Annotated in this window: 19 protein-coding genes and 1 tRNA gene; 8 read left to right on the top strand and 12 right to left on the bottom strand. The window is 28.3% G+C overall.

Annotation, left to right across the window (positions count from 1 at the left end; all coding sequences use genetic code 11):
• Positions 1–25 precede the first annotated feature (25 nt).
• Positions 26–763, top strand: coding sequence for an MIP/aquaporin family protein (locus JEY78_RS03805; protein ID WP_291846870.1), 738 nt, complete (start codon positions 26–28; stop codon positions 761–763).
• Between the two features lie 33 nt (positions 764–796).
• Positions 797–1,567 carry a hypothetical protein gene (locus tag JEY78_RS03810; protein ID WP_291846872.1) on the top strand — a complete coding sequence of 257 codons (771 nt, stop codon included), beginning with the start codon at positions 797–799 and terminating at the stop codon, positions 1,565–1,567.
• Positions 1,568–1,664: 97 nt separating this feature from the next.
• Here JEY78_RS03810 and JEY78_RS03815 read toward each other — a convergent pair whose 3' ends face one another.
• The 5 genes from JEY78_RS03815 to JEY78_RS03835 all read right to left on the bottom strand — a co-directional run bounded on the left by JEY78_RS03815 (position 1,665) and on the right by JEY78_RS03835 (position 5,267).
• Positions 1,665–2,810: a methylmalonyl-CoA mutase family protein gene (locus tag JEY78_RS03815; protein ID WP_291846874.1), complete on the bottom strand. Its 1,146-nt coding sequence runs from the start codon at positions 2,808–2,810 to the stop codon at positions 1,665–1,667.
• 8 nt (positions 2,811–2,818) lie between these two features.
• Positions 2,819–4,117, bottom strand: a complete 1,299-nt coding sequence (locus JEY78_RS03820) for a methylmalonyl-CoA mutase family protein (RefSeq protein ID WP_291846876.1) — start codon at positions 4,115–4,117, stop codon at positions 2,819–2,821.
• Between the two features lie 40 nt (positions 4,118–4,157).
• Complete coding sequence (locus JEY78_RS03825; protein WP_291846878.1) at positions 4,158–4,478, bottom strand: septum formation initiator family protein; 321 nt, start codon at positions 4,476–4,478, stop codon at positions 4,158–4,160.
• A 4-nt stretch (positions 4,479–4,482) separates the two neighbouring features.
• On the bottom strand, positions 4,483–5,088 hold the full coding sequence (gene udk, locus JEY78_RS03830; protein ID WP_291846880.1) for a uridine kinase: 606 nt from the start codon (positions 5,086–5,088) through the stop codon (positions 4,483–4,485).
• Positions 5,089–5,193: 105 nt separating this feature from the next.
• Positions 5,194–5,267: transfer RNA gene (locus JEY78_RS03835), tRNA-Thr, on the bottom strand.
• Between the two features lie 197 nt (positions 5,268–5,464).
• On the opposite strand from JEY78_RS03835, the gene JEY78_RS03840 reads away from it, so the two are divergent.
• Genes JEY78_RS03840 through JEY78_RS03850 form a run of 3 tightly spaced genes read left to right on the top strand, consistent with a single transcriptional unit; the run spans position 5,465 to position 6,942 of the window.
• Positions 5,465–6,289: a DUF2807 domain-containing protein gene (locus JEY78_RS03840; protein WP_291846882.1), complete on the top strand. Its 825-nt coding sequence runs from the start codon at positions 5,465–5,467 to the stop codon at positions 6,287–6,289.
• 4 nt (positions 6,290–6,293) lie between these two features.
• Entirely contained in the window at positions 6,294–6,506 is a 213-nt protein-coding gene (locus JEY78_RS03845) for a LapA family protein (RefSeq protein WP_291846884.1), read from the top strand.
• A complete protein-coding gene (locus tag JEY78_RS03850) occupies positions 6,499–6,942 on the top strand; it encodes a hypothetical protein (RefSeq protein WP_291846886.1) in 444 nt (147 codons plus the stop codon). Before JEY78_RS03845 ends, JEY78_RS03850 begins: the two co-directional genes overlap by 8 nt.
• Positions 6,943–6,944: 2 nt before the next feature.
• Here the strand turns inward: JEY78_RS03850 and JEY78_RS03855 are convergent, their stop codons facing one another.
• A complete protein-coding gene (locus tag JEY78_RS03855; protein ID WP_291846888.1) occupies positions 6,945–8,030 on the bottom strand; it encodes an OmpA family protein in 1,086 nt (361 codons plus the stop codon).
• Positions 8,031–8,205: 175 nt separating this feature from the next.
• On the opposite strand from JEY78_RS03855, the gene JEY78_RS03860 reads away from it, so the two are divergent.
• Both JEY78_RS03860 and JEY78_RS03865 read left to right on the top strand, forming a co-directional pair.
• Positions 8,206–10,461, top strand: coding sequence for a hypothetical protein (locus tag JEY78_RS03860; protein WP_291846889.1), 2,256 nt, complete (start codon positions 8,206–8,208; stop codon positions 10,459–10,461).
• A gap of 159 nt (positions 10,462–10,620) precedes the next feature.
• Positions 10,621–13,239, top strand: a complete 2,619-nt coding sequence (locus JEY78_RS03865; RefSeq protein ID WP_291846891.1) for an AsmA-like C-terminal region-containing protein — start codon at positions 10,621–10,623, stop codon at positions 13,237–13,239.
• A gap of 58 nt (positions 13,240–13,297) precedes the next feature.
• On the opposite strand, the gene JEY78_RS03870 is transcribed toward JEY78_RS03865, so the two are convergent.
• Genes JEY78_RS03870 through JEY78_RS03880 form a run of 3 tightly spaced genes read right to left on the bottom strand, consistent with a single transcriptional unit; the run spans position 13,298 to position 18,540 of the window.
• The gene (locus JEY78_RS03870) at positions 13,298–14,944 is read right to left on the bottom strand and encodes a Zn-dependent hydrolase (RefSeq protein ID WP_291846894.1); all 1,647 of its coding nucleotides are present in this window, start codon (positions 14,942–14,944) and stop codon (positions 13,298–13,300) included.
• A 9-nt stretch (positions 14,945–14,953) separates the two neighbouring features.
• Complete coding sequence (locus JEY78_RS03875; RefSeq protein WP_291846897.1) at positions 14,954–16,546, bottom strand: mechanosensitive ion channel family protein; 1,593 nt, start codon at positions 16,544–16,546, stop codon at positions 14,954–14,956.
• 59 nt (positions 16,547–16,605) lie between these two features.
• Positions 16,606–18,540: a YgiQ family radical SAM protein gene (locus JEY78_RS03880; protein ID WP_291847381.1), complete on the bottom strand. Its 1,935-nt coding sequence runs from the start codon at positions 18,538–18,540 to the stop codon at positions 16,606–16,608.
• Positions 18,541–18,700: 160 nt separating this feature from the next.
• On the opposite strand from JEY78_RS03880, the gene JEY78_RS03885 reads away from it, so the two are divergent.
• Positions 18,701–19,159, top strand: a complete 459-nt coding sequence (locus JEY78_RS03885; RefSeq protein ID WP_291846901.1) for a hypothetical protein — start codon at positions 18,701–18,703, stop codon at positions 19,157–19,159.
• A gap of 57 nt (positions 19,160–19,216) precedes the next feature.
• Here JEY78_RS03885 and JEY78_RS03890 read toward each other — a convergent pair whose 3' ends face one another.
• The 3 genes from JEY78_RS03890 to JEY78_RS03900 are packed head-to-tail and all read right to left on the bottom strand — an operon-like array spanning position 19,217 to position 22,860.
• Positions 19,217–20,014, bottom strand: coding sequence for a glucosaminidase domain-containing protein (locus JEY78_RS03890; protein WP_291846903.1), 798 nt, complete (start codon positions 20,012–20,014; stop codon positions 19,217–19,219).
• 3 nt (positions 20,015–20,017) lie between these two features.
• Positions 20,018–20,950, bottom strand: coding sequence for a 1-aminocyclopropane-1-carboxylate deaminase/D-cysteine desulfhydrase (locus JEY78_RS03895; RefSeq protein ID WP_291846906.1), 933 nt, complete (start codon positions 20,948–20,950; stop codon positions 20,018–20,020).
• Complete coding sequence (locus JEY78_RS03900) at positions 20,941–22,860, bottom strand: ABC-F family ATP-binding cassette domain-containing protein (protein ID WP_291846909.1); 1,920 nt, start codon at positions 22,858–22,860, stop codon at positions 20,941–20,943. The genes JEY78_RS03895 and JEY78_RS03900 overlap by 10 nt, the downstream gene beginning before the upstream one ends.
• Positions 22,861–22,928 lie beyond the last annotated feature (68 nt).

Here is a 22,928-nt window from a genome sequence, read left to right on the forward strand (position 1 = left end):
AATAAAAATTATAAAAAATTAGATTATGTCAATTCTAGTAGCAGAAATATTAGGGACAATGTTGCTTATTTTATTAGGTAACGGAGTAGTAGCAAACGTAGTATTGAAAGATACAAAAGGTAACAATTCTGGATGGATTGTTATTACAACAGCTTGGGCGTTAGCTGTATTTGTTGGAGTAGTAGTTGCGGGACCTTATAGTGGTGCGCATTTAAATCCAGCAGTAACTATTGCATTAGCAACCGCAGGAAAATTATCTTGGAGTTTAGTACCTGAATACATTGCAGGAGAAATGATTGGGGCAATGTTAGGAGCATTTTTAGTTTGGTTGTTTTATAGAGATCATTTTAATGCAACTGAAGATGAAGGTGGAAAATTAGCTTGTTTTAGTACAGGACCAGCTATTAAAAACACGTTTTCAAATTTAATCAGCGAAATTATTGGAACCTTTGTTTTGGTATTTGTAATATTTTATTTGGCAGGACCAAACTTAGATATTATAGGGAATGTTGATGCAAAAGCAATTATAGGGTTAGGATCTTTAGGAGCACTTCCAGTAGCATTCTTAGTTTGGGTAATTGGTTTATCATTAGGTGGAACAACTGGTTATGCAATTAATCCAGCACGTGATTTAGGACCAAGAATTATGCACGCTATTTTACCAATAAAAGGTAAAAGTGATTGGGGATATGCTTGGATTCCAGTTGTAGGTCCAATTATTGGATGTGTAATTGCAGCTCTTCTATATGTTGCCTTAGTTTAAAAAATAAAATAATTAAATTTTAAAAATATAATAATGAAAAAAATATTATTAATATTATTAGTTGCTGTTTTATCAGTTCAAATGAGTGTAGCTCAAAAAGCTGAATTGAAAGATGGTCCTGTTGATTTTTCGGTAAATATACAATCAAACCATTTGTGGAGAGGTTTAGTTATTACTGATAAACCATTGGTAATGGTGCTTACAACTTTTAAATTAAACGAGTCAGGTAATTTTACTGCAGGTTTTTGGGGTGGAATGGCGATGTCTAATGATAGCGATGGAACTCATTACAAGGAAATAAACTATTACATGCAATATGCTGCAAATGGATTTTCTATTGGGTTATGGGATTTATTTAACACAAGAGGTGTTGCAAGTCCAGATGTTTGGGATTATAATAAAGAAACTTCAGGGCATTTATTAGATTTAAGAACATCCTATAATTTTGGAGAAAGTTTTCCTTTAACTTTAGAAGCAGACTTTTTGTTATTTGGTAGTGGAGATTCACAATTTGCTACTAATGGTGATTTTGAACAACGAACTTCAACATATGTTCAGGTTTCATATCCTTTAGTAAGTAATTCAAAAGTTAATTTAAGTGGTTATGTAGGTGCAGGTTTCTCATTAAATGGAGATACACATTTATATGGTGATGGACAAGAAAATTTTGATATTGTGAATGTTGGTTTAACAGCTTCAAAAACATTAAAACTTTCTGATTTAAGTATTCCAGTTTCTGCAACTACAATGTGGAATCCTTCTACTAAAATAGCAAGAGTTCAATTGGCAGTTACTTTATTCTAATTAGACAATATTTACACAGAGTTCTTTATATTTACACTACCCATAATTATAACTTAAAAATTATAATTATGGGTTTTTTTAGAAATAGATTTTAATATTAAAATGAGTTTAATTCATTAATTGCAGCGTTTTTCTCTGCTGCTTCTATCATTAATTCTAATGAAAATTCTTTTTGATTCTCAGTATTTAAGGTAAGATTAATATTCTTTGAAAAGCCACCATTATTAAGGAGTTCATTAAAAAGAGCCCACATATTTTTTGAAATTTCTTCAGTAGTTTTTTCAACAAAAGTTGAACCAGCCCAAGAATCTACAGTTTTTGTAATTGCAGTTTCATTCTCAATTAAAAGCACGGTGTTTATATTTGAAATTACACTTTGTGCGTCTCCTAAAAATACTGAAAGTACTTTGTGGGAATTATTAAAATTTTGAAGCGCGTGTATTTTAAGAGCTAAAGATTGTTGTTGTTTAGGGTTAAATTGATTTATCATTTTTGCCCAAAGAAATCTTGCCGCTCTCATTTTTGAGATTTCTAAAAAATGATTGTCTTCAATGGAACAATTAAAAGATATTTTTGGAGCAATACTATCAATAGTCATTCCTTTTGAAATACAATTTGTGATGTTTTCATAAGTTTCCGCTAAAAAATAAGCTAATTCAGTTTCAACAGTTTTTTTGTTCTTTGGTAGAGTTGCAGAAATTGATATGGTATTAAAATTTGGTAAATGCTTTTTTGAATATTTTAAAATGGATTCAATTATATTTTGATGAAATTCAGTATTAATTATAGCATTTTTATAATTGTAATTAATAGATAAAGTCAAGCTTTCCTGTACAATTCCTAGTTGTTTGGTTGCTGCTATAAATAAAGATAAAACAGTTAAAATGGCGTTTTTTGTAGTTAAAGTTATGGAGAGCTCCTTTAAAGGAATTTCTCTTAACAATAGCTTCATATCGTCAACAGACTCAATTAAAATTCCTGAAGTTGCTTCGGGAAACGTTTTTATATCAAGAATTACGGCTTTATAACCTAAAGAAATATGTTCTTTAATAAAAGTATTACTTTTTTCAGGTGATGAAAAATTAACTAATAATTGTGTAATTAAAGGTTTTTTTAAAAACATAGTAGCATCAATACCTCGCAGAAACGGAGCAGTTCCAGCAATAAAATCTTCATGTTCAAAATAAGAGATTTTCTCATTTTGAGTTTGAATTGAAAGGGCTGAAAAATCTTTACGTTTCATTTTTATTGTTATTTTTGCTCTAATTTAGCGGCTAATCTTTTCGCTATAATAGGAATTATTAAGGTTTGTCTATAATTTTTTAAGGTTGAGGTTTCTTTAAACATAGTTGCTTTTTCAACGTTGTTTTTAAATTTATTACTTCCAACTAAAATAAGTTCTCCAGTATTAAATTGATTTTGTTCTTTTTTTGCGTTTTCAGCTATTTTACGTTGAATGATTCCTTCTTTAAGTTGGTGTAAAAATCCACCGCTTTTTTCAATTTCTTTAAAAATATCGAGTGCTTTTTCGGCAATTTGTTTGGTTAAAGATTCTATGTAATAATTACCTTCTGTAATTTCTTGGATATTATTTTTTAAAAATTCCTCTTTTAAACTTACTAAATTTTGTAAGCAAGATTTATTATTACTATTGTTTGAAATAGTATTAGCGCCACCGATAATTCCGCTCATAAATTCGGTTGAAACCCTTTGCACATGGTTATTGTAGCTATCTGAGGTTTTGTTTCTAAAACTTGGTTCAACAAAAACTTGTGCACTACAATTTGTATTGTATTGCTCACAAATTAGTTGATATAAGTATCTAAAAGCCCTAATTTTTGCAATTTCAAAAAAATAATTACTGCCTAAAGCAAATTTAAATTGAATTTTAGCTGCAATATTCCCTCCAAATTTGTTTAAATATTCATTTGCGTGTGCCAATGCATACGCTATTTGTTGTATACTATTTGCACCTGCATTTTGATAAATTTCTGAATTTACACTTATCACAAAATTTGGTTTCGCAGTTTTTAGGATGTTTTCTAATGTATTAAAATCAGTAGTTAAATTAGAATACCAATTCCCTGTTTTTGCTAAATTTCCAATAATATCAATATTTAAATAAACAATTTCGGTATTTAGCGTTTTACAAAGATCTTGTAGAAAAGTTTCAGATAAAAAACTGAAACTGAAATGGAACTCAACATTTTTATGCAATAAATTTTGAAATACTGTTTTAACACTAAATGGTTTTGCAGCTTTAAATTGAATGGTGTTTACACCTTTATTAATAGCTTTTACAGCTTCATTATTAGCAGTTTCTTCATTTAAAATAGTAACTGATTGGCAAATTTTAAAAGTATTATCAATGATTGGAACCTGTATTTTTTCAAAACTATCAGAGTGATAAAAAGGTTTTATAGTAATTCCTTCATTTGTTTTGGTAAGCAGTGTTTGATTATAATCTGCACCGTCTAATTCAAACTGAATTTTTTGTTTCCAAGCTGCTGATGAACTTGGTTGAAATTCATTGGTGAAAAAATTAGACATAGTTTTTATTGTTGAATAAAATGATGAGATTAAAAATACGTTATTTTTTTTCTAAAGTATCGTATTCAATAATGTAAATATCTTCATTTTCTTTTTTCATATGGTATTCTTCACGAGCAAATTTTTCTAATTCTTCTTTGTCTTTTAACTTATTGATGAGTTCTTTATCGTGATTTATTTCAGAATTGTAATATTCTTTTTCACTATTTAATTTATCAATCTCTTTATTAAACTCTCTGTGAGTTAAGTAAGAGTTTTCATCAAAAAAAAGCATCCAAACAATAAATGTCACTAAAATAATAACATATTTATTGGTAATAAATTTTATGAATGGTTTATTTCTGAATTGTGAAAAAGTCATTATTTTAAAGTTTGTTACTAATAACCGTCCTTACAATATCTATGGCAACAGTATTATACCTGTCATTAGGAATTATAATATCTGCATAATTTTTTGTTGGCTCTATAAATTGCTGATGCATAGGTTTTAATGTGTTTTGATAGCGAGTTAAAACTTCATTAATATCTCTTCCGCGCTCTTCAATATCTCGTCGTATTCTTCTAATTAAGCGTTCATCAGTATCTGCATGAACAAATATTTTAATATCAAACAAATCTCTTAATTCCTTGTTGTTAAAAATAAGAATTCCTTCAACAATTACAACTTTTCTTGGATGTGTTAAAAGTGTATCTACAGTTCTGTCATGCGTCACAAAAGAATATACAGGTTGTTGAATAACTTCGCCTTTTCTTAATTTATTTAAATCAGAAACTAGCAGTTCAAAATCAATTGCTTTTGGATGGTCAAAATTAATTTTGGTACGTTCTAGATAAGAAAGGTTGTGGGTTGCGTTGTAATATGAATCCTGAGATATAACACATACTTCATCGGCAGGTAATTCATGTAATATTTGATTTACTACAGTTGTTTTACCACTTCCAGTTCCTCCAGCAATTCCTATTATAAGCATACTTTTATAAGTTTATTTTCAACTGCGAATTTAATAAATTTAAATAGTATTCATTTATATTAAATCAAATAAAAAAGCCTCTTCAAATTTGAAGAGGCTTTTTTGAGCCGATAGAGGGACTCGAACCCACGACCTGCTGATTACAAATCAGCTGCTCTAGCCAGCTGAGCTACATCGGCTTATTAACGGGTGCAAATTAAATTACTTTCTGTTTAATTACCAAATATTTTTCGATATTTTTTTAATTATTTTTTATTACTTCAGTAACAGAATTAGTTACGTATTATATTTATATTTGATAGGTAATATTTATAAGGTGATAATGTGACTTAAATTAGTGTTTAGTGTCTAATTTTATATAATTTAAACTTCAAAGATGAAAAAAATAGTTTTAATGCTAATTTTAGTGATTTGTATAACTAATGTATTTGCGCAAAAAAAAGCAAAATTAAAGGGAAATAAAATAGTGACGGATGTATTTAATACCTTAGAAGGGTTTAATGCTGTTGATATTGGGGATAATTTAAAAGTTACAATTTCTCAAGCAGGGAATAACGGATATCATTTAATGGCAGATGAAAATTTGGTGAGTGATATTAATTTTCAAGTTATAGATAGTGTTTTAAAAATTTACACTACTTCAAACATTGTTTCGAAGAAAAAACTTGAAATTGATTTAACAGTAAAAAATATTTCGAATTTAACATTAAGAGATGATGCTAAATTGACGTGTATTAGTAAAATTTACGCAAAAAGTTTAACCTTTGCAGCTTTTGATAATGCTTCATTTAAACTAGATTTAAAGGCTGATAATTCTTATTTTAGGTTGGCGAAAAGTGTGTCGGGTGAAATTAGTTTAAACGGACAAAAAGCGGTGATGATGTTTGATGAAAATTCTTTTATGAAAGGAAATGTTGTTTTAGAAGAGTTAGAATTGAAAATGACTGACAGATCTGACCTAGATTTGTCTGGAGAAGTGAACAATTTACAATTTAATGGAACTGGTTCGGGTACGTTAAAAGGAAAAGATTTAAAAACAACAAATTCAAATGTGAATATAGCCGAATCTGCACTTGTACATATTTATACTAGTAAACTTTTAAAAATATATGCAAAAGATAAAAGTAAAATATATGTGTATGGAAAGCCAGAAATTAAAGTGGAAGGGTTAAATGATAAATCTGAAATAATTAAAAGATAAACGAATGAAATTTAAAACTTTTTTAATTGTAGTATTTATTTCACTTATTGTAATTTTTTCAATACAAAATGTAGAAATAACAGATATTAAATTCCTTTTTTGGAAATTATCTATTTCAAGAGTATTAATAATTTTAGGAAGTTTTGCTATTGGAATTTTAGTAGGTGTGTTAATTTCAATGAAAAAAAAATATTTAAAAAAAGATAGTAATGGCTAAAATAAAATCTGTTCTTTTAGGTGCAATCCCGGAAATTATAAATGTAGGTGATGAGGTGACTGATATTATTGTTCATACAAAAATTGAATTTCATCCGTTGGATATTTCCCTTCAAATGGAATATCAATTATTCTTGTTTGTATATGATATAAATGGTGAAATAGATATCCCTGTTATTATTGGAAATTGGAATGAAACTCAGGTTTATGGAGTTTCAAATGATAGAAATGACCACCTTTTAGGGAAAGTTAATATTTTGATAACTGCAGAAAATAATCAATTAGATTTTGAAACACCAATAGCTTTAAAATTAGGAAATTTAGAAGAAGGAGATTCTTATTTTTCCAGAAAGCTAGAGGTATTTGCAACATTAATTCCTGCTATTGGAAGAGCTTCAGCTTGGTCGGACTCATTTGAAGCTAATTTAATTTTTTAAATTTAATTGTTAAATATTTTTATTTCCACTCTTCTAGCTTTGGCTTCATTACCTTCATTGTAATCTATTCCAAAGGAATTTGAGGAAATTCTTTCTGCTTCAATACCGTTTTCAATTAGGAAATATTTCACTGATGCTGTTCTTTTTGAAGACAAGATTTTATTGTAGTTTTTATTTCCAGAATTACTTGAATATCCTTTTAAATAGATATGAATTAATTTGTTTGGTAAAGCTATGTTCAACAATTCTTTTAAAGTTTCCTGGTTTTCATAACTCAAGTTTGAGATGTTATTTTCAAATAAAAGAATCTTGTTAAAAGCAATTTTTTGAGGTATTTTTTTAATTGAATCTGAAACAATAGCATTCTTATTTAATTCAATAGAATTTTTTAAGATGCTTTTCTGAATTGAATCTTGTGTCTTTAATTTATTTTCTAAAACACTTATTCTTTCATTTGAATTCAAAATTGTTAAGGAATCAACTTTTTTAATACTTTCCTTGTTTTGCAGCACATAAATAGTATCGGTTTTATATACAAAAGTCTCTGAAATTATTGGTTTTTGTTCAATCTTTTTTGAATCAATAGTGTTTTTAGCTTCTATAGGTTTTAGTTCATCAACCTTATGAATGCTATTTTTATTTAATATAAATGATGTAATTACTGCTTTTAATTCTTTAATCTCAGTTTGAATGCTATCTAAATCTGCTTTATTTACTAAAACGGTATTTTCTATATCCGTTACAACTAATTCTTTTTTATATTTTAGCTGTTTTTCAGTTTTAAATTGAGGTTTTTTACTTAAAAATGAATCATTTTTTATTTCAACAATTTTTGAATCTAATTTTACAGGATTGTTTTTAACTAATGAATCTTGTTGTAAATCAAGGCTATTATTTATAAAAGTTTTTTCGTTTTTCTGATCATTTTTATAGGATGCTACTTTGTGCTTCTTCAACATTTTTGTAAAAGATGATAACTGTCCTTCAGAAACTTTTATAGTAGCATTATTTTGTATTTGCTGCCCCAATATAGATGAGCTTAAAAATAAAATGAATAAAGTGATAGCTGAATTTAAATATGTTTTCATGAATTAATCTATATTTTTTTAGTTGAGACACAAAAAATTAAATTATGTCACATCTAAATTATAATTTTAATAGTATTAATTGTGACTTTTGTTATTAATTTGTGTCATATCTAAAATTTCTTCCTAAATGAAGAAGGTTAAAATAATAGAATTAATTAAATATATAATTATATAAATGAGAAAAATATTTTTAGTGCTAATTGCTTTTTTTGGACTTACTGTAGCTAATTCTCAAGTGAAAGATATCAGTTTCACATTTTCACCATCTGCTGAATATACTTGGTGGGATGCTAAAGCTGGATTTAATGATGGAACTTTAATTGGTGGAAAATTGGGTTTTGGTTTTGGTGAATATATTGAATTAAGAGGTGTGTATTTGCAATCATTAGATTTGACAACTAATTTTGAAAATTTTGGATTAACAAATTTTGATGCTACTTTATTTACGCAACAAAATGCTAAATTAACTAGATGGGGAGGAGAATTTAAGGCGAATATTGGCACAAAAAAATTAATGCCTTATTTAACACTAGGAACAGGAGTTCAAAATATTGAAGTAAACGCAACTAATTTTGAACAAATTTATGGAACTGTAGGTTTGGGTTTTAAATTTAATATTGCAAAAAGGGCTGTTTTATCTGTAGAAGCTAAAAATACTACCTATAATTTTAATGCTGGTTCAAATTTATTAAGTACAGTTGATAAAATTTCTTTTGGTGTTTCAGATGCAGATTTTTCTACTGAAAGTTTGAGTAACTGGGCAGTTTTGGGTTCATTACAATTTTATTTAGGTGGTAGAAAGCCAGGAACACTATCAGAATTAGATGAAGCTTATTTAAATAAGTTTAAAGGTGGTTTTAAAGGATTGCAATTAGTTGTTGAGCCAAGTATTGCTCATATTTCTTTTGATGAAAAGTCGCTTTTACGCGATACATATTTTTTAGGAGGTTATGTTGGCTTAGATTTTAATGAATATATAGGGTTAAGAGGTTTTTACTTTAAAGGAACTGTAAATGATGAAATATCAACAAGTTTTGACAATTTAGCCATGTATGGTGTAGAATTTAGAGCGCGATTAAATGATGGAAATGGAGTAACTCCATATTTAATTTTAGGAGGAGGTTACTTAAATGCTGCAGACTCTTATTTAGGAAAAAATGATTTAAATGTTAAAAGCGGCGAGTTTGGATCTGGTGGATTAGGTTTAAATATTCCTTTAGGTAGAAGAGTATTAATTTCAGGTGGATTAAGAGCAATATTAACATCAGGTGATGATATTTCAAACATTTCTGCACCAAATCAAATTCAAACTCATATGATGTATAATGCAGGTTTGAAATTTACTTTAGGAAAAAAATCAAAATCACCAAATGAGGTTTTTGATACAAATATTAAAAGTGAGGAAAAATCTCAATCAGCAACAAATGATTTGAAAATTCAAAAATTAAAGAATGAATATTCTTTAAAGTTAGCAGTTCTAGAGGAAGACTTAAAAAAGGCCAATCAAGAAAAAGATGTTAATAAAGCTATTGAGCTATTAGAAGAGAAAAATGATCTTAAAACGGCTTTAAAAGAAATTAATAAAGTTTCTGAAATACAAGTTGAAAAAAATATAGAAAATAAAACGCCTCAGCAGGAGACTATTATTCAAATGACACCTGCAGAATTTGAATCGTTAATTGATCGTATTTTAAAAGGATTAAATGAAAATTCAGACGGGAATGTTCAAAAATCAGAAGTAATAGAAAGTAAAGCAATTGATTCTTTAAATAAAAGAATTGAAATGCTAGAGAAAATATTTTCAGAATCAAAAAAAACAGCAACTCAAGAATCAGAAATTAAAGATATAAATGTAACTAAGGATAATAAGAAAGAAAATAAAGAGGTTAAAAAATCTAAATCTGAAGATCGCTTAAAAAATATGGATGATGAAATTGAGTTGAAATCTAATGAGATTAAAAATAAAGAAACAGATACTTTAACCATAAAAAAAGAAATAGCTGATTTACAATCTGATGATTCTTCAATTGAAAAAAACGAGAAACTTTTAAAGTATGAGTGGTCAAATTTGTTTTTTGGATATGATTTTTCAAATTCAGGTTATTTAAATGCAGGAATTAGATCGCATTTTAAAATTACTAAAACTAATTTAATATTTATGCCTGAAGCTTTTGTGGGCTTTGGAGATACTACATATTATGGTGTTTCAGGAAATATAATTTATTCAGTTAATTTAAAGAATCAAAACGTAAAACCTTATTTTGGGGCAGGAGTAGGAGCACTGCATAACGGAAATGATTTTAAAGGAATTTATAATGCAATTTTAGGTGCCAACCTTCCGGTAATTAGTGATAATTTATACATTGATTACACTATGAGAAATACATTTGACTATAATCAAATTTCTATTGGTTATAAACTACCTATTTAAAAAATTTGATATTTATTCTCAAAAAGGTATTAACAATTAGTTAATACCTTTTTGTTATATTATAAGTACAATTCAATTATTATTTTTTCGTTATATTTTTATCTGAAAAATTAATAATTTCACTTTGCAAAAAAAGAACCTAAAATTATATTTTAAATCATGAAAAATAAAAAAATTATTAAAATACTTGCTATAATTTTTATACTGTTTATAGGTGTTTTAATTGCGGCGCCATTTTTATTAAAAGGAAAAATTAAAGAAGCTGTTTTAACTGCCATCAATGAAAATGTAAATGCGAAGGTTGCTTTTAATGACGTTGATTTAAGTTTGTTTAAAAGCTTTCCAAGTGCGGCACTTACTATTTCAGATTTTAAAATAACTACCAATGCTCCATTTGAAAATGATACGCTGGCTTTTGTAAAACAATTAAGTTTAAATATGCCAATTCGTGAACTTTTTAAAGGTAAAAACGAATCCATACAAATAACTGATATTAAAGTAGAAGGTGCTTATTTAAATTTTATTTCCAATAAAGACGGGAAAACAAATTACGATATCATGAAACCTTCTGATGATAAAAATAAAAACGAGGAAGGCGCTTTAAATTTTGCTGTAAAAAGTTATGAAATTACAAATAGCCGTATTATTTACAAAAATGAAGAATCGAATATTTTATTAGATTTAAAAGATTTTAACCATTCTGGCTCAGGAGATTTGTCAGTCGAAAAATCAAAGTTAGATACAAAATCATCTACTAAATTATCTTTTGAATTTGATAAAGTTAAATATTTTGAAGAAAATGAATTATCCTTAGACGCCTTAATTGGAATTGATTTAAAAACATTTACTTTTTCATTTTTAGAAAATGAAGCAAATATTAGCGGTTTACCTTTAACTTTTGATGGAAATGTAGTTTTATTAGATAACGGACAACAAATTGATATTAATTTTAAAACGCCAACATCTTCATTTAAAAACTTTTTAGCAGTAATGCCAAAAGAGTATGCTAAAAATTTAGATAATGTAAAAACGGAAGGCGATTTTACTGTAATTGGTGCTATTAAAGGAATGAATAATGATGATAGAATTCCTAATTTTGATATAAATATTGCTTCAAATAACGCATCTTTTAAATATCCAGATTTACCAAAAAGTGTGGAAAATATTGTAATTAAAGCGCTTATTAAAAATGAAACTGGAATTATTGCTGATACTTATGTTAATTTAGATGCTTTAAATTTTAGAATTGATCAAGATAGATTTGAATCAAGTGCTGCAATTAAAAATTTAACTACCAATCCTTTGGTAAATGCAAAATTGAAAGGAACTATTAATTTAGCAAATATTTCAAAAGCGTATCCGTTTAAAATGGAACAAAAATTAGCGGGAATATTGAAAATGGATATCACCACAAATTTTGATATGGAAGCTGTTGAAAAAAGTAATTATGCTCGCATAAAAAGTAGCGGAACAATGGCCTTAACAGATTTTGTGTATAACGGCAGTGAATTTAAAAATCCGTTTAATATAAAATCAACTGCTATAAATTTCACCCCTGAAGTTATCACATTAACACAGTTTAGTGCATCCACTGGAAAAACAGATATGAATGCAACTGGAACCATGCAAGATGTTATTGGTTTTGTGGTTTCAAATAAACAATTAAAAGGTAATTTTAATTTGACATCTAATACTTTTTCTGTGAATGATTTTATGAGTGATGCTGTTGAAACGAAAGAAGAAACTGCATCAACTTCAAAAGCAGCATTAAAAATACCAGCTTTTTTAGATTGTACAATTACAGCTTCAGCAAAAACCGTTTTGTATGATAATTTAGAACTTCAAAACTTAAAAGGGAAAATGTATATTAAAGATGAAAAAGTAACGCTTGAAAATGTTACTTCATCTATTTTTGGTGGAAATATAGCGTTGAATGGAAATGTTTCAACCAAAGAAGCTCCACCAACTTTTGCAATGGATATTGGTATGAACACATTTAATATTGCACAATCATTTAGTAAAATGGAAATGTTAAATGCAATTGCACCAATTGCTCAAATTATTGATGGAACTTTAAATTCAACACTAAAATTTTCTGGAAATTTAAATGAAGATTTTATTCCTAATTTAGGAACAATTTCTGGAAATGCGCTAGCTGAAATTATAACAAAAAATGTGGATACTAAAACGTCACCGTTATTAAATACTTTAGCTACTCAACTTAAATTTATAGACCTTTCAAAATTAGATTTAAATAATATTAAAGCATTGGTTTCTTTTGAAAACGGTAAAGTAAATGTGAAACCTTTTACCATTAAATATAAAGATATTGATATTAACATTAGCGGAAGCCACGGTTTTGATAAAACAATGGATTATAAAGCAACTTTTATGGTTCCTGCAAAATATTTGGGAACAGAAGTGACTTCATTAATGGCGAAAATGAGCTCAGTAGATGTTTCTAAGCTAATTGTACCCGTTACAGCAAGTATTGGAGGAAATTTTACTAAACCAACGGTTACAACCGATTATAAATCGTCTGTTACTAACTTAACAAAACAATTGGTGGATGTAAATAAGTTAAAAGGAAAGGGTGTAGATATGTTATCTGGATTGTTGAAAGTTCCAGTTACCAAAGAAACAGACACTGTGAATAATACAACCACCACTCCAAAAATTGATGTAACTAAGCCTAAAGAAGCTGTGGATAATTTAGTGAAAAATAAATTAAATAGTTTACTTTCAGGTAAAAAGAAAAAGAAAGATACAGTTAATTAAACATGATTTTCATTTAAATAATATTGTTAAAATAAAAGATGAAATTTTATTTCATCTTTTATTTTAACATTTCAATTCCTTGCTCAAAAATAACGTCTACGGGAATGTTAGATTCACTTAATTTATTTAAATCGGATTGTAATTCTGGAGAAATTACACCTTTTTCTTTTACCAAGTTAGCAACGCCATTGTAATCACCATTTCCTTGTAACTTTAAAATAAGTTCAGATAATTCGGTCATTGCAATTTCCATTTTATCGTAATTTACGGTATATGTTCCCCATTTATTTTTGGTAAAAGCTCCTTTTTCTTTAAAAAAGTTAAAACGAATCATATTGGCTTTTCCATGTGCGCTAGATGCTCCAAATCTAACCGATCTGAATATTCCTGCCATAAATGTTGTGAAATACTCTTGAATATTTCCATCAAGTTCACCTTTTTTATGAAGTTGTAGCACCATATATAATCCTAAAATATCAGCTTTTCCTTCTTCTAATGCAGATGCCAATTCTTTTAATGAATTTCTAACGGTTCCTTTATTGTTAATGGTGTTTTTTATACCTAAACCATGCGCAACTTCATGAAACATGGTGTTTGCGAAAAACGCATCAAATGTTACGTATTTTTGTTGAGTGCTGTCAATTAAAACTTTTGAAATAGGTAGCATTATGTTATCAAACTTTGCTTTCATTGCATTTTTTAATTGCAATCTTCTTGTACCTTTTTGTAATTGTACTTCTTCATCATTCGGTAAATTTATTGCAATAGTTTTGCTTCCCGCATTACAATCTCCAGCATAATAAACAACATCATACGCATTTAAATCAGAATCAGTTCCTGGAATTTCAGCTTTATAAATAAAATCAACAGGTAATCCATTTTGAAGTTCTGGTAAAAAAGAAGTAAAACGTGCTAGTTTTGCGCTCCATTTTTGATCTTTAATTAAAACGTACGCTTCGTGTGAAGCTTTAATTCCAAAAAGTTGGTCTTCATAGGTTTCTATTGGGCCAATTACAATATCTAACGTATTGGTTTTCATTTCCATCCAAGCTAAATCACTAGGTTGGTAATTGTCATCTAAAAAAGCCAAAGAGCGTAATTCTAAATATTTTTTAAGTCCTTCATCTTCAGCTAACATAGATGCTTCCATTAACAACATAGAAACTTTTGCAACCTTTTCTTTAAATTGCTGGTGGTATGGAACTGTTATTAATTTTCCTAAACTATCTCTTCTAATAAATGTATACTCACTTAATTTAGATTCATCTGGAAATGCTTCAAATTCGGCTTTTGTAATATTTTTCGGGTAGTAATTTGCGCCTAAAGGTTTTTCATTTATTCCTTCAACAAATGATTTATTTCCATCTAATCTATCCCAAGGCCCATAATTTATTTCAATATATTTTTTGGTGTCTTCATCAGAAATACTATCTAATAATTGCTGTTTATTTCCGTAAGCTTCATACCAAAATAAGTCATTCATAATAGATGCCGCTTTTATTAAAATCGGCAACATTTTTTGTTCATTTTCAGTTAAATTATCTGTGTTTGCTGTTAATTTAAATGAAATATATTTACTCAATTTTATTTCCATTTCTGTTATATTATCTTCAATAGTAACCTGTTTAATTGGTTTACGTGCAACTTTTTCATTTTTACAAGAAAAAAGCACAAGGGTTACTAGAATAAATAGTATTTTTTTCATTTTTAAAAATTATTTAATAGCATCTAAAACTTTTTGAGTTCTTTCTTTATCGATATTATACGGCATTGTAATTCCTTTTTTATCAGGAAATTGCTCTATCATTAAAGTAGTTGATGGGAATGCAAATTCTACACCTAATTCTTTGGCTAATTTTAAAATTTCCATATGTAGTTTATGTTTTGAAGCTTGTTCAGAATTCCAATCAAGTTCTGTAAAGTACACATTTAAAAGAATTTGTAATGAGGAATCACCAAAACCTATAAATTCTGCATTAAAAGCATCATTTCTTGTTCCTGGATCAATTTCTATTATTTTTCTAATTCCAACAACAAATGCTTCAATTAATTCTGGAGGTGTATCATATCTTACGCCTAAATTAGTTTGATATCTTCTGAATGCTCTCAATCCTTTATTATTTACAATCATTTCAGCCAAAGCACTATTTGGAATTTGAAAAATTGAAGTATCAGCTGCACGAACTCTTGTTGAACGAAACCCAACTTTTTCTACAGTTCCGGCAGCAATATCTGCTTCAATCCAGTCACCGATATGAAATGGTTTATCAATAAATATCATGATGGTTCCAATCAAGTTTTTAACAGTGTCTTGTGAAGCCAATGCAACCGCCAAACCACCAATTGAAGCTCCAGCAACAACCGTTACAGGATCTACTCCAAAAATGGTTAAGAATTTTAAAAATCCTAAAAATATAACTAAACCAGATAAGAAATTATTTAGTACAGGAATTAATTGATCGTCTAGTTTGCTTTCTGTAGATTCTGCATAAATTGCATAAATACTCATTGCTACTTTTACTAATTTAAGAAAAACATAAATCCAAAATACAGTGACCATTATGTTTAAGCCTAAAAACAGCACGTTATTAATGTCTAAAGGTAAAAAAAGTGATGGAAGCACCTTTTTAGCAAACTCCATTAATAAAAGAAATACAATTGGTCTGGTTAATTTTTTTAATGCAATATTTACATCTTGATTTTTATAATGTACTATCCAATATTGTAGTTTTCGTAATATAAAATATACAAGTCTATATAAAATATAAAATAGAATAAAGCAGCAAAAAATTAAAAATACAAAACCAAAGTATTGCCAAAGTTCAATTCCCAAAAAAGTTTTATGGCCAAATTCTGGGATTATTTGAAGAAGTTGCTCCGTATACCAAGGAAAAACATTGGACCAAATTTCATTTATTTTACTTGTTGTTTCTGGAGAGTAATACCAATTGCTGCCAATTTTTTCTAAATAAACATCTGGTAATTGCATTGGGAAAACCAAATATCTGTTTTTGTTTAAAACTTGAGAAGAATCTACAAACATAGAATCCATTGGGATTTTATTGAAATCAAATTTCAAGCCTTTTCCAACAATAATTTGTTTTAGTTTTTTTGCAATTTCAACGGCTTCTTCTCCTTCAAAACCATAAATTGTTTTAGCTGCATTTTCTGGCTCGTATGAATTTTCTTGTAAAAAATACCAATGTGTTAAAATAGTTGCGTTTGGATTACTTAAATCAACTTTAACTGGTTCTTGTGCAAATATTGAAGTTGTTATTAGTAGAAATAATAAGCAAATTTTTTTCATCTTAAATTAATGTTTTTGTAGTTGACAAATTTAAGATATTAATTATTTACAATAAATTCTTAACCCTTTTTCTTTTTGTTGAATTTTTTCTTTCTTCCAGAATTGAAAGAAACAGTATCATCAAAAGTGTCTTTTGCTTTATTACCTTTATTTTTTCTCCATTTATTGGTGTCTGGCAGTAATTTTTGAAGTAAATCGGTTCTTCCAACTTTTGTCAATGTATTTCTAATCCACTGCTGATTTTCCTTTTTATACCAAAAAAAGAAGCGATGTTGTTCTTCGCGTTCCGTTTTTGTTCTTGGAGTTTTCATTGGTTTTAGCGTATACGGATGGTAACCGCTGTAATAAATTACCGTAGCTACCGTCATTGGTGTTGGTGTAAAACCTTGCACTTGTTCTAACTGAAATCCCATATCTTTGGTTTCTGCAGCTAAATTTGCCATATCTTCTAACTCACAAGCAGGATGGCTTGAAATAAAATATGGAATTAATTGTAGATTTAATCTTTTTCGGATATTAATTTTATCAAACCGTTCTTTAAATTTATGAAAATAAATAAATGAAGGTTTACGCATTAATTTCAACACATTATCAGATGTATGTTCAGGAGCCACTTTTAATCGTCCAGAAACGTGGTTTGTCATTACTTCTTCAGTATACGCATCTAACTCTTTTGGATCAGCCAATTTATTAAATTCCGGAACTAATAAATCGTGACGAATACCACTTCCTATAAACGATTTTTTAATTTTAGGATGACTATCAACTGCTTTATAAAGCTCTGTTAATGGTTTGTGTGAAGTATCTAAATTATGGCAAATTACTGGCGAAATACACGAAGGAGAAACACATCTATCACAAATTTCTTGCACTTTTCCTTTCATCTTATACATATTTGCCGATGGTCCACCAATATCAGATAAATAGCCTTTAAAATCGGGCATATTTGCAACTTTGTCAACTTCTTTTAAAATAGATTCTTGACTTCTGCTCGCAATAAATTTTCCTTGATGTGCAGAAATTGTACAAAAACTACAACCTCCAAAACATCCTCTATGAATATTTATAGAAAATTTAATCATTTCAAAAGCAGGAATTGGACCTCTTTTGTTATATTTTGGATGTGGTAATCTTGTAAAAGGTAAATCAAACGAAGCATCTATTTCAGCTTCTGTCATTGTTTCAAAAGGCGGATTTATAACCAATTTGGTATTTCCAACATCTTGAAAAACTCTATCTGCAAACAACTTGTTAGACTCTTGCTCAATAACTTTAAAATTTGAAGCGTACGCTTTTTTATCTTTCAAACAAACTTCGTGAGAATTAATTGTAACATCTTTCCAATTTTTATTTTTTGGAATTTCTTCCCCTTTATTTAATAAAAAAGCTGTTTGTTTTACTGTTCGTAAACTTGAAAAAGGAACTCCTTTTTGTAACAAGTTTACAATTTCTCTCAGTGGTTGTTCACCCATTCCATACACCAACAAATCTGCTTTTGAATCTTTTAAAATGGTTGGTTTTAAGGTGTCACTCCAATAATCGTAATGTGTAACTCTACGCAAGGAGGCTTCAATTCCACCAATTAAAACGGGAATATCAGGAAATTTATCTTTTAAAATATTGGTATAAACTGTTGTTGCATAATCTGGACGAAACCCTTTATCTCCGTTTGGAGTATACGCATCGTGATCTCTACTTTTTTTGTTGGCAGTGTAATTACTAACCATTGGATCCATACAACCACCAGTTACTGCAAAAAATAATTTAGGAATTCCCATTTTGGTAAAGTCCTGTAAATTATCATTTACACTAGGCTGAGGTACAATAGCAACTTTTAAACCATAGCTTTCTAAAATTCTACCAATTACGGCAGGACCAAAAGCTGGGTGATCTACATAGGCATCTCCACTAAAAAGAATTACATCTAATTCTTCCCATCCTCTAAGTTTTACCTCTTTATTTGTTGTAGGTAACCAGTCTGAAAGTTTATTCATCATACGCTGCAAAAGTACACTATTTTTAATAATTCTAAATAAAATTGTTAAAGTTGACTTTAAAACTATTGTTAAGTAGTGTTAATGATTGTTAACATATTAAACCTTTCATATTTTCAAGAGTCTTAAGGATATAAAATAAATTAAATAACACATAATTATGAAAAAATTAATAGGCTTAACAGCAATCGTACTTTTATTGTCAATTTCAATGAGTGCACAAGGAAAACAAAGAGGAGGAGCGAATAGCGATTCTGATTTATCAATAGAGCAAAGAGTGGCTTTACAAACTAAGAGAATGACACTAAATCTTGACTTAGATGCGAATCAACAAAAAGAAGTTGAACAAATGCTTTTAAAATCTGCAAATGAAAATGATCAGTTGAGAGATGAATTTAGACAAAAAAAACAAAGTGGCAATTTAACAGCTGATGAGAAATATGCTTTTGAAAATAACAGATTAGAAAAACAAGCGGCTCATAAAGCTGAAATGAAAAAAATCTTAAATAAAGATCAGTTTGTCAAATGGGAAAGTACTATGATGAACAGATCTAAAAATAAAGATGCGAAAGGAACAAAAGGAAATAATTCGCAAAGACAATTTAAAAATAAAGGATAAAATTAGTTTAATTATATTTGTTTGGAAAGATGCTACATTTTGTAGCATCTTTTTTTTTTATTTTGAAATAATTAATATTTGTCCGATACTAATTTCATTAGATTTTAAATCGTTTATATCTTTCAATTCATCAACAGATAACCCATACCTTTTTGAGATATTATACAAAGTATCTCCTTTTTGAACGTTATGGTTTTTAGTTATATCTGATTTTTCAACAATATGTTTTCTTCCTAAAACCTGAGTATCATACTTATGTAATTCAAATTTTTCTATTAAACCAATTAATTTTGCTGGATATCTTCTATCTGTGGCATAACCAGCTTCGCTAAGCCCTTTAGCCCAACCAACATAATCGCCAGATTCTAATGAAAATAATTTTGAATATCTACTTCTTGAGGTTAAAAATAGAGAGTGATCTCTATACGAGGTTGTAGGGTCTTTGTATACTCTAAAACATTCTCCTTTTTCATCATCATCATGAAGTGTTTGTTCGCCTTCCCAGCCTTTATGACATTTAATTCCAAAGTGATTGTTAGATCTTTTTGTTAATTCACTATTTCCGCTTGAAGATTCTAAAATTCCTTGTGCTAATGTAATACTTGCAGGAATTTTATAAATTTTCATTTCTTCAATTGCGGCATCTTTAAAAAACGCAATATAGTCTTCAGTGGAATTAAAAATAGTTGATTTTATAGAAGTTTTGTCTTCAATTTTCGTTACCTCATCTTTATTTTTTTGGACAACTTTTGGATATATTTTTTTGGGTTGTGAATGAACAACATGTTTTTTTGATTTACAACTTGATAAAAATACAATTGAAAAAATAAAAATTATAAGATATTTAAATTTCATAAATTAATTAATTTGAGGTAAGTTTTTGTTTTTTAAATATAGATTCATTCCATCAATTCCTTGTAAACCACCAGTATGAATAGCTATTATTTTTGTTCCTTTTTTAAAATAATCATTTTTAATTAAATCTATTATTCCAAACAACATTTTTCCAGTATAAACAGGGTCTAGTGGAATGGTTGTTTCCTTTTTAAATTTATTGATAAATGTAATTAATTCTTCAGATATTTTAGCATATCCACCAAAATGATAATTAGTATTTAAACACCAATTATCTTTTTTTAGTATATATTTATTAATTTCATTTTGAAGAAAATCACCTTTTAGTGCCGGAAAACCAACTACTTTTTGATGTTTTTTTGAAGCATTTATAATTCCAGAAATGGTTCCGCCAGTACCTATTGCAGAACAAATAACATTAAATATTTCATCTTTATCAGTTAGTATTTCTTCACAACCTTTTACTGCAAAATTATTTGTTCCACCTTCTGGTATCAAATAAAAATCACCAAATTCTGCTTTTAAATTATTTATAAAACTTGTTGATTCTTTTTCTCTATAGGTGCTTCTTGATACAAAATGAAATTTCATTCCATGTTGTGAAGCAAATTTTAAAGTTGGATTGTTTAGAATAACTTCATCAGTGTTTAAAGCTAATTCATCGCCTCTAATTACTCCAATTGTCTCAAAATTATATTCAAATCCAGCAGCAGCAGTTGCCGCAATATGATTTGAATATGCACCACCAAAGGTTATGAGTTTAGATTTTTCTAACCGTTTAGCATCCTGTAAATTGTATTTTAGTTTTCGGTATTTATTTCCTGAAATAAATGGATGCAATTCATCTTCTCGCTTTATATATAACGAAACTTCTTTAGTTGCAATTTCCGAAAAGTGAATTTGCTGAATTCTGCTATGTAAATTTTCTAGGAACAATTTGTTACTTTTTCTTCAATTTCAGACCATTCTTCCATTAAATCTTCAATTTTTTTCTTTTTAGATTCATATTTTTCAAAGAAATTAATTTCAGAAGCTGTTTTTTCATAATCTTTAGCTAGCTCAGTATCCATTTCTAAAATTTCTTTTTCCAACGTATCAATTTGGGTTTCAATTTTAGATAATTGATTTTTTAACTTTTTTAGTTCTTTTTCTTCTTCTTTTGAAAGTTGAAATTCACCTTTTTTGGATGGTTTAGAAGCTGTTTCTACTACAGTTCTTTTTTCAGCTTCTCTTAAATTTTCAATTTGATGTTGCTCTAAGAAAAAGTCTATATCTCCTAAATATTCTTTTATAACTTTATCTTTAAATCCATACACTGTTGTTGCTAAACCTTGCAAAAAATCTCTATCATGCGAAACTAAAATTAGCGTTCCATCAAACTTTTTAAGGGCTTGTTTTAATACATTTTTTGATGCAATATCCAAGTGGTTTGTTGGCTCATCCATTATTAGTACGTTAAATGGTAATAATAATAATTTACAAAGCGCCAATCTGTTTCGTTCACCTCCTGATAGCATTTTTGCTTTTTTATCAACGGCATCACCTCCAAATAAAAATGAACCCAGCATATCTCTAACCTTCGCTCTATTTCCATCTGTTGCGGCATCTTCCATAATTTCTAGTACCGTTTTCTCAGGTTCTAAATATTCTGATTGATTTTGAGCGAAATAGCCAATTTGAACATTATGGCCCAGTTTTAAATGACCACCATGGGCAATTTCACCCACCATAATTTTTGCCAACGTAGATTTTCCCTGGCCGTTTTGACCAACAAATGCTATTTTGCTATTGCGTTCAATTAATAAATCAACATTTTCTAATACATGTTTGTCTCCGTAACTTTTTGATAAATGTTCAGCTTCAAAAACTACTTTTCCAGGATCTTTTGATATTTGGAAACGAATATTCATAACAGCATTGTCGTCGTCGTCAACTTCAATTAGCTCAACTTTATCTAATTTTTTGATTAAAGATTGCGCCATGGAAGCTTTGTTGGCTTTTGCTCTAAATTTATCAATTAATATTTGCGTTGCTTTTATTTCTTTCTCCTGATTTTTTTGAGCCTGTAATTGTTTTTCTTTTATTTCATCGCGTAATAATAAAAATTGCGAGTACGGTTTTTTATAATCATAAATTTTACCCAATGAAATTTCAATAGTTCGGTTTGTCACATTATCTAAAAACATTTTATCGTGTGAAACTAAAACTATGGCACCTGAATAGGCTTTTAAGAAATTCTCTAACCAAATAATAGATTCAATATCTAAATGATTCGTTGGCTCATCTAGCAATAAAATATCATTATCTTGTAATAATAATTTTGCCAATTCAATACGCATTCTCCATCCACCAGAAAAAGTTTCAGTTAATTTATCAAAATCTTCACGTTGAAAACCTAAACCTTGTAGAATTCTTTCAGTATTTCCTTGGTAGTTATAACCACCAATTAAATCATATCTATGAGAAAATTCATTTAAGTTTACCATTAAATCATGATAATACTCGCTTTCATAATCGGTTCTTTCGGCTAATTCAAAATTAATTTGATCAATTTTAGCTTCTAATTGTTTAATTTCTTCAAAGGCTTGGTACGCTTCTTCTAATATAGTTCTACCTTCAACAAAATCAATATCTTGTCGTAAAAAACCAATACGCACATCTTTATCAAAAGCCATGGTTCCGCCAGAACTTTCAATATCTTTAGAAATTACTTTTAATAATGTCGATTTCCCTGCACCATTTTTCCCTATCAATCCAATTCTATCTCCTTTATTTAACTTAAAAGTTATTCCAGAAAATAAATCAGAACCGGCAAAGGTTACCGTTAAATTATGTACGTTAAGCATTTATTTTTATTATTTAGTGTAATTTTGTATTAGTTTTAAAAAAACGTACAAATTTACTATAAAAAAAA

It is taken from the genome of Lutibacter sp. (assembly GCF_016342705.1).
Classification (GTDB): Bacteria; Bacteroidota; Bacteroidia; order Flavobacteriales; family Flavobacteriaceae; genus Lutibacter.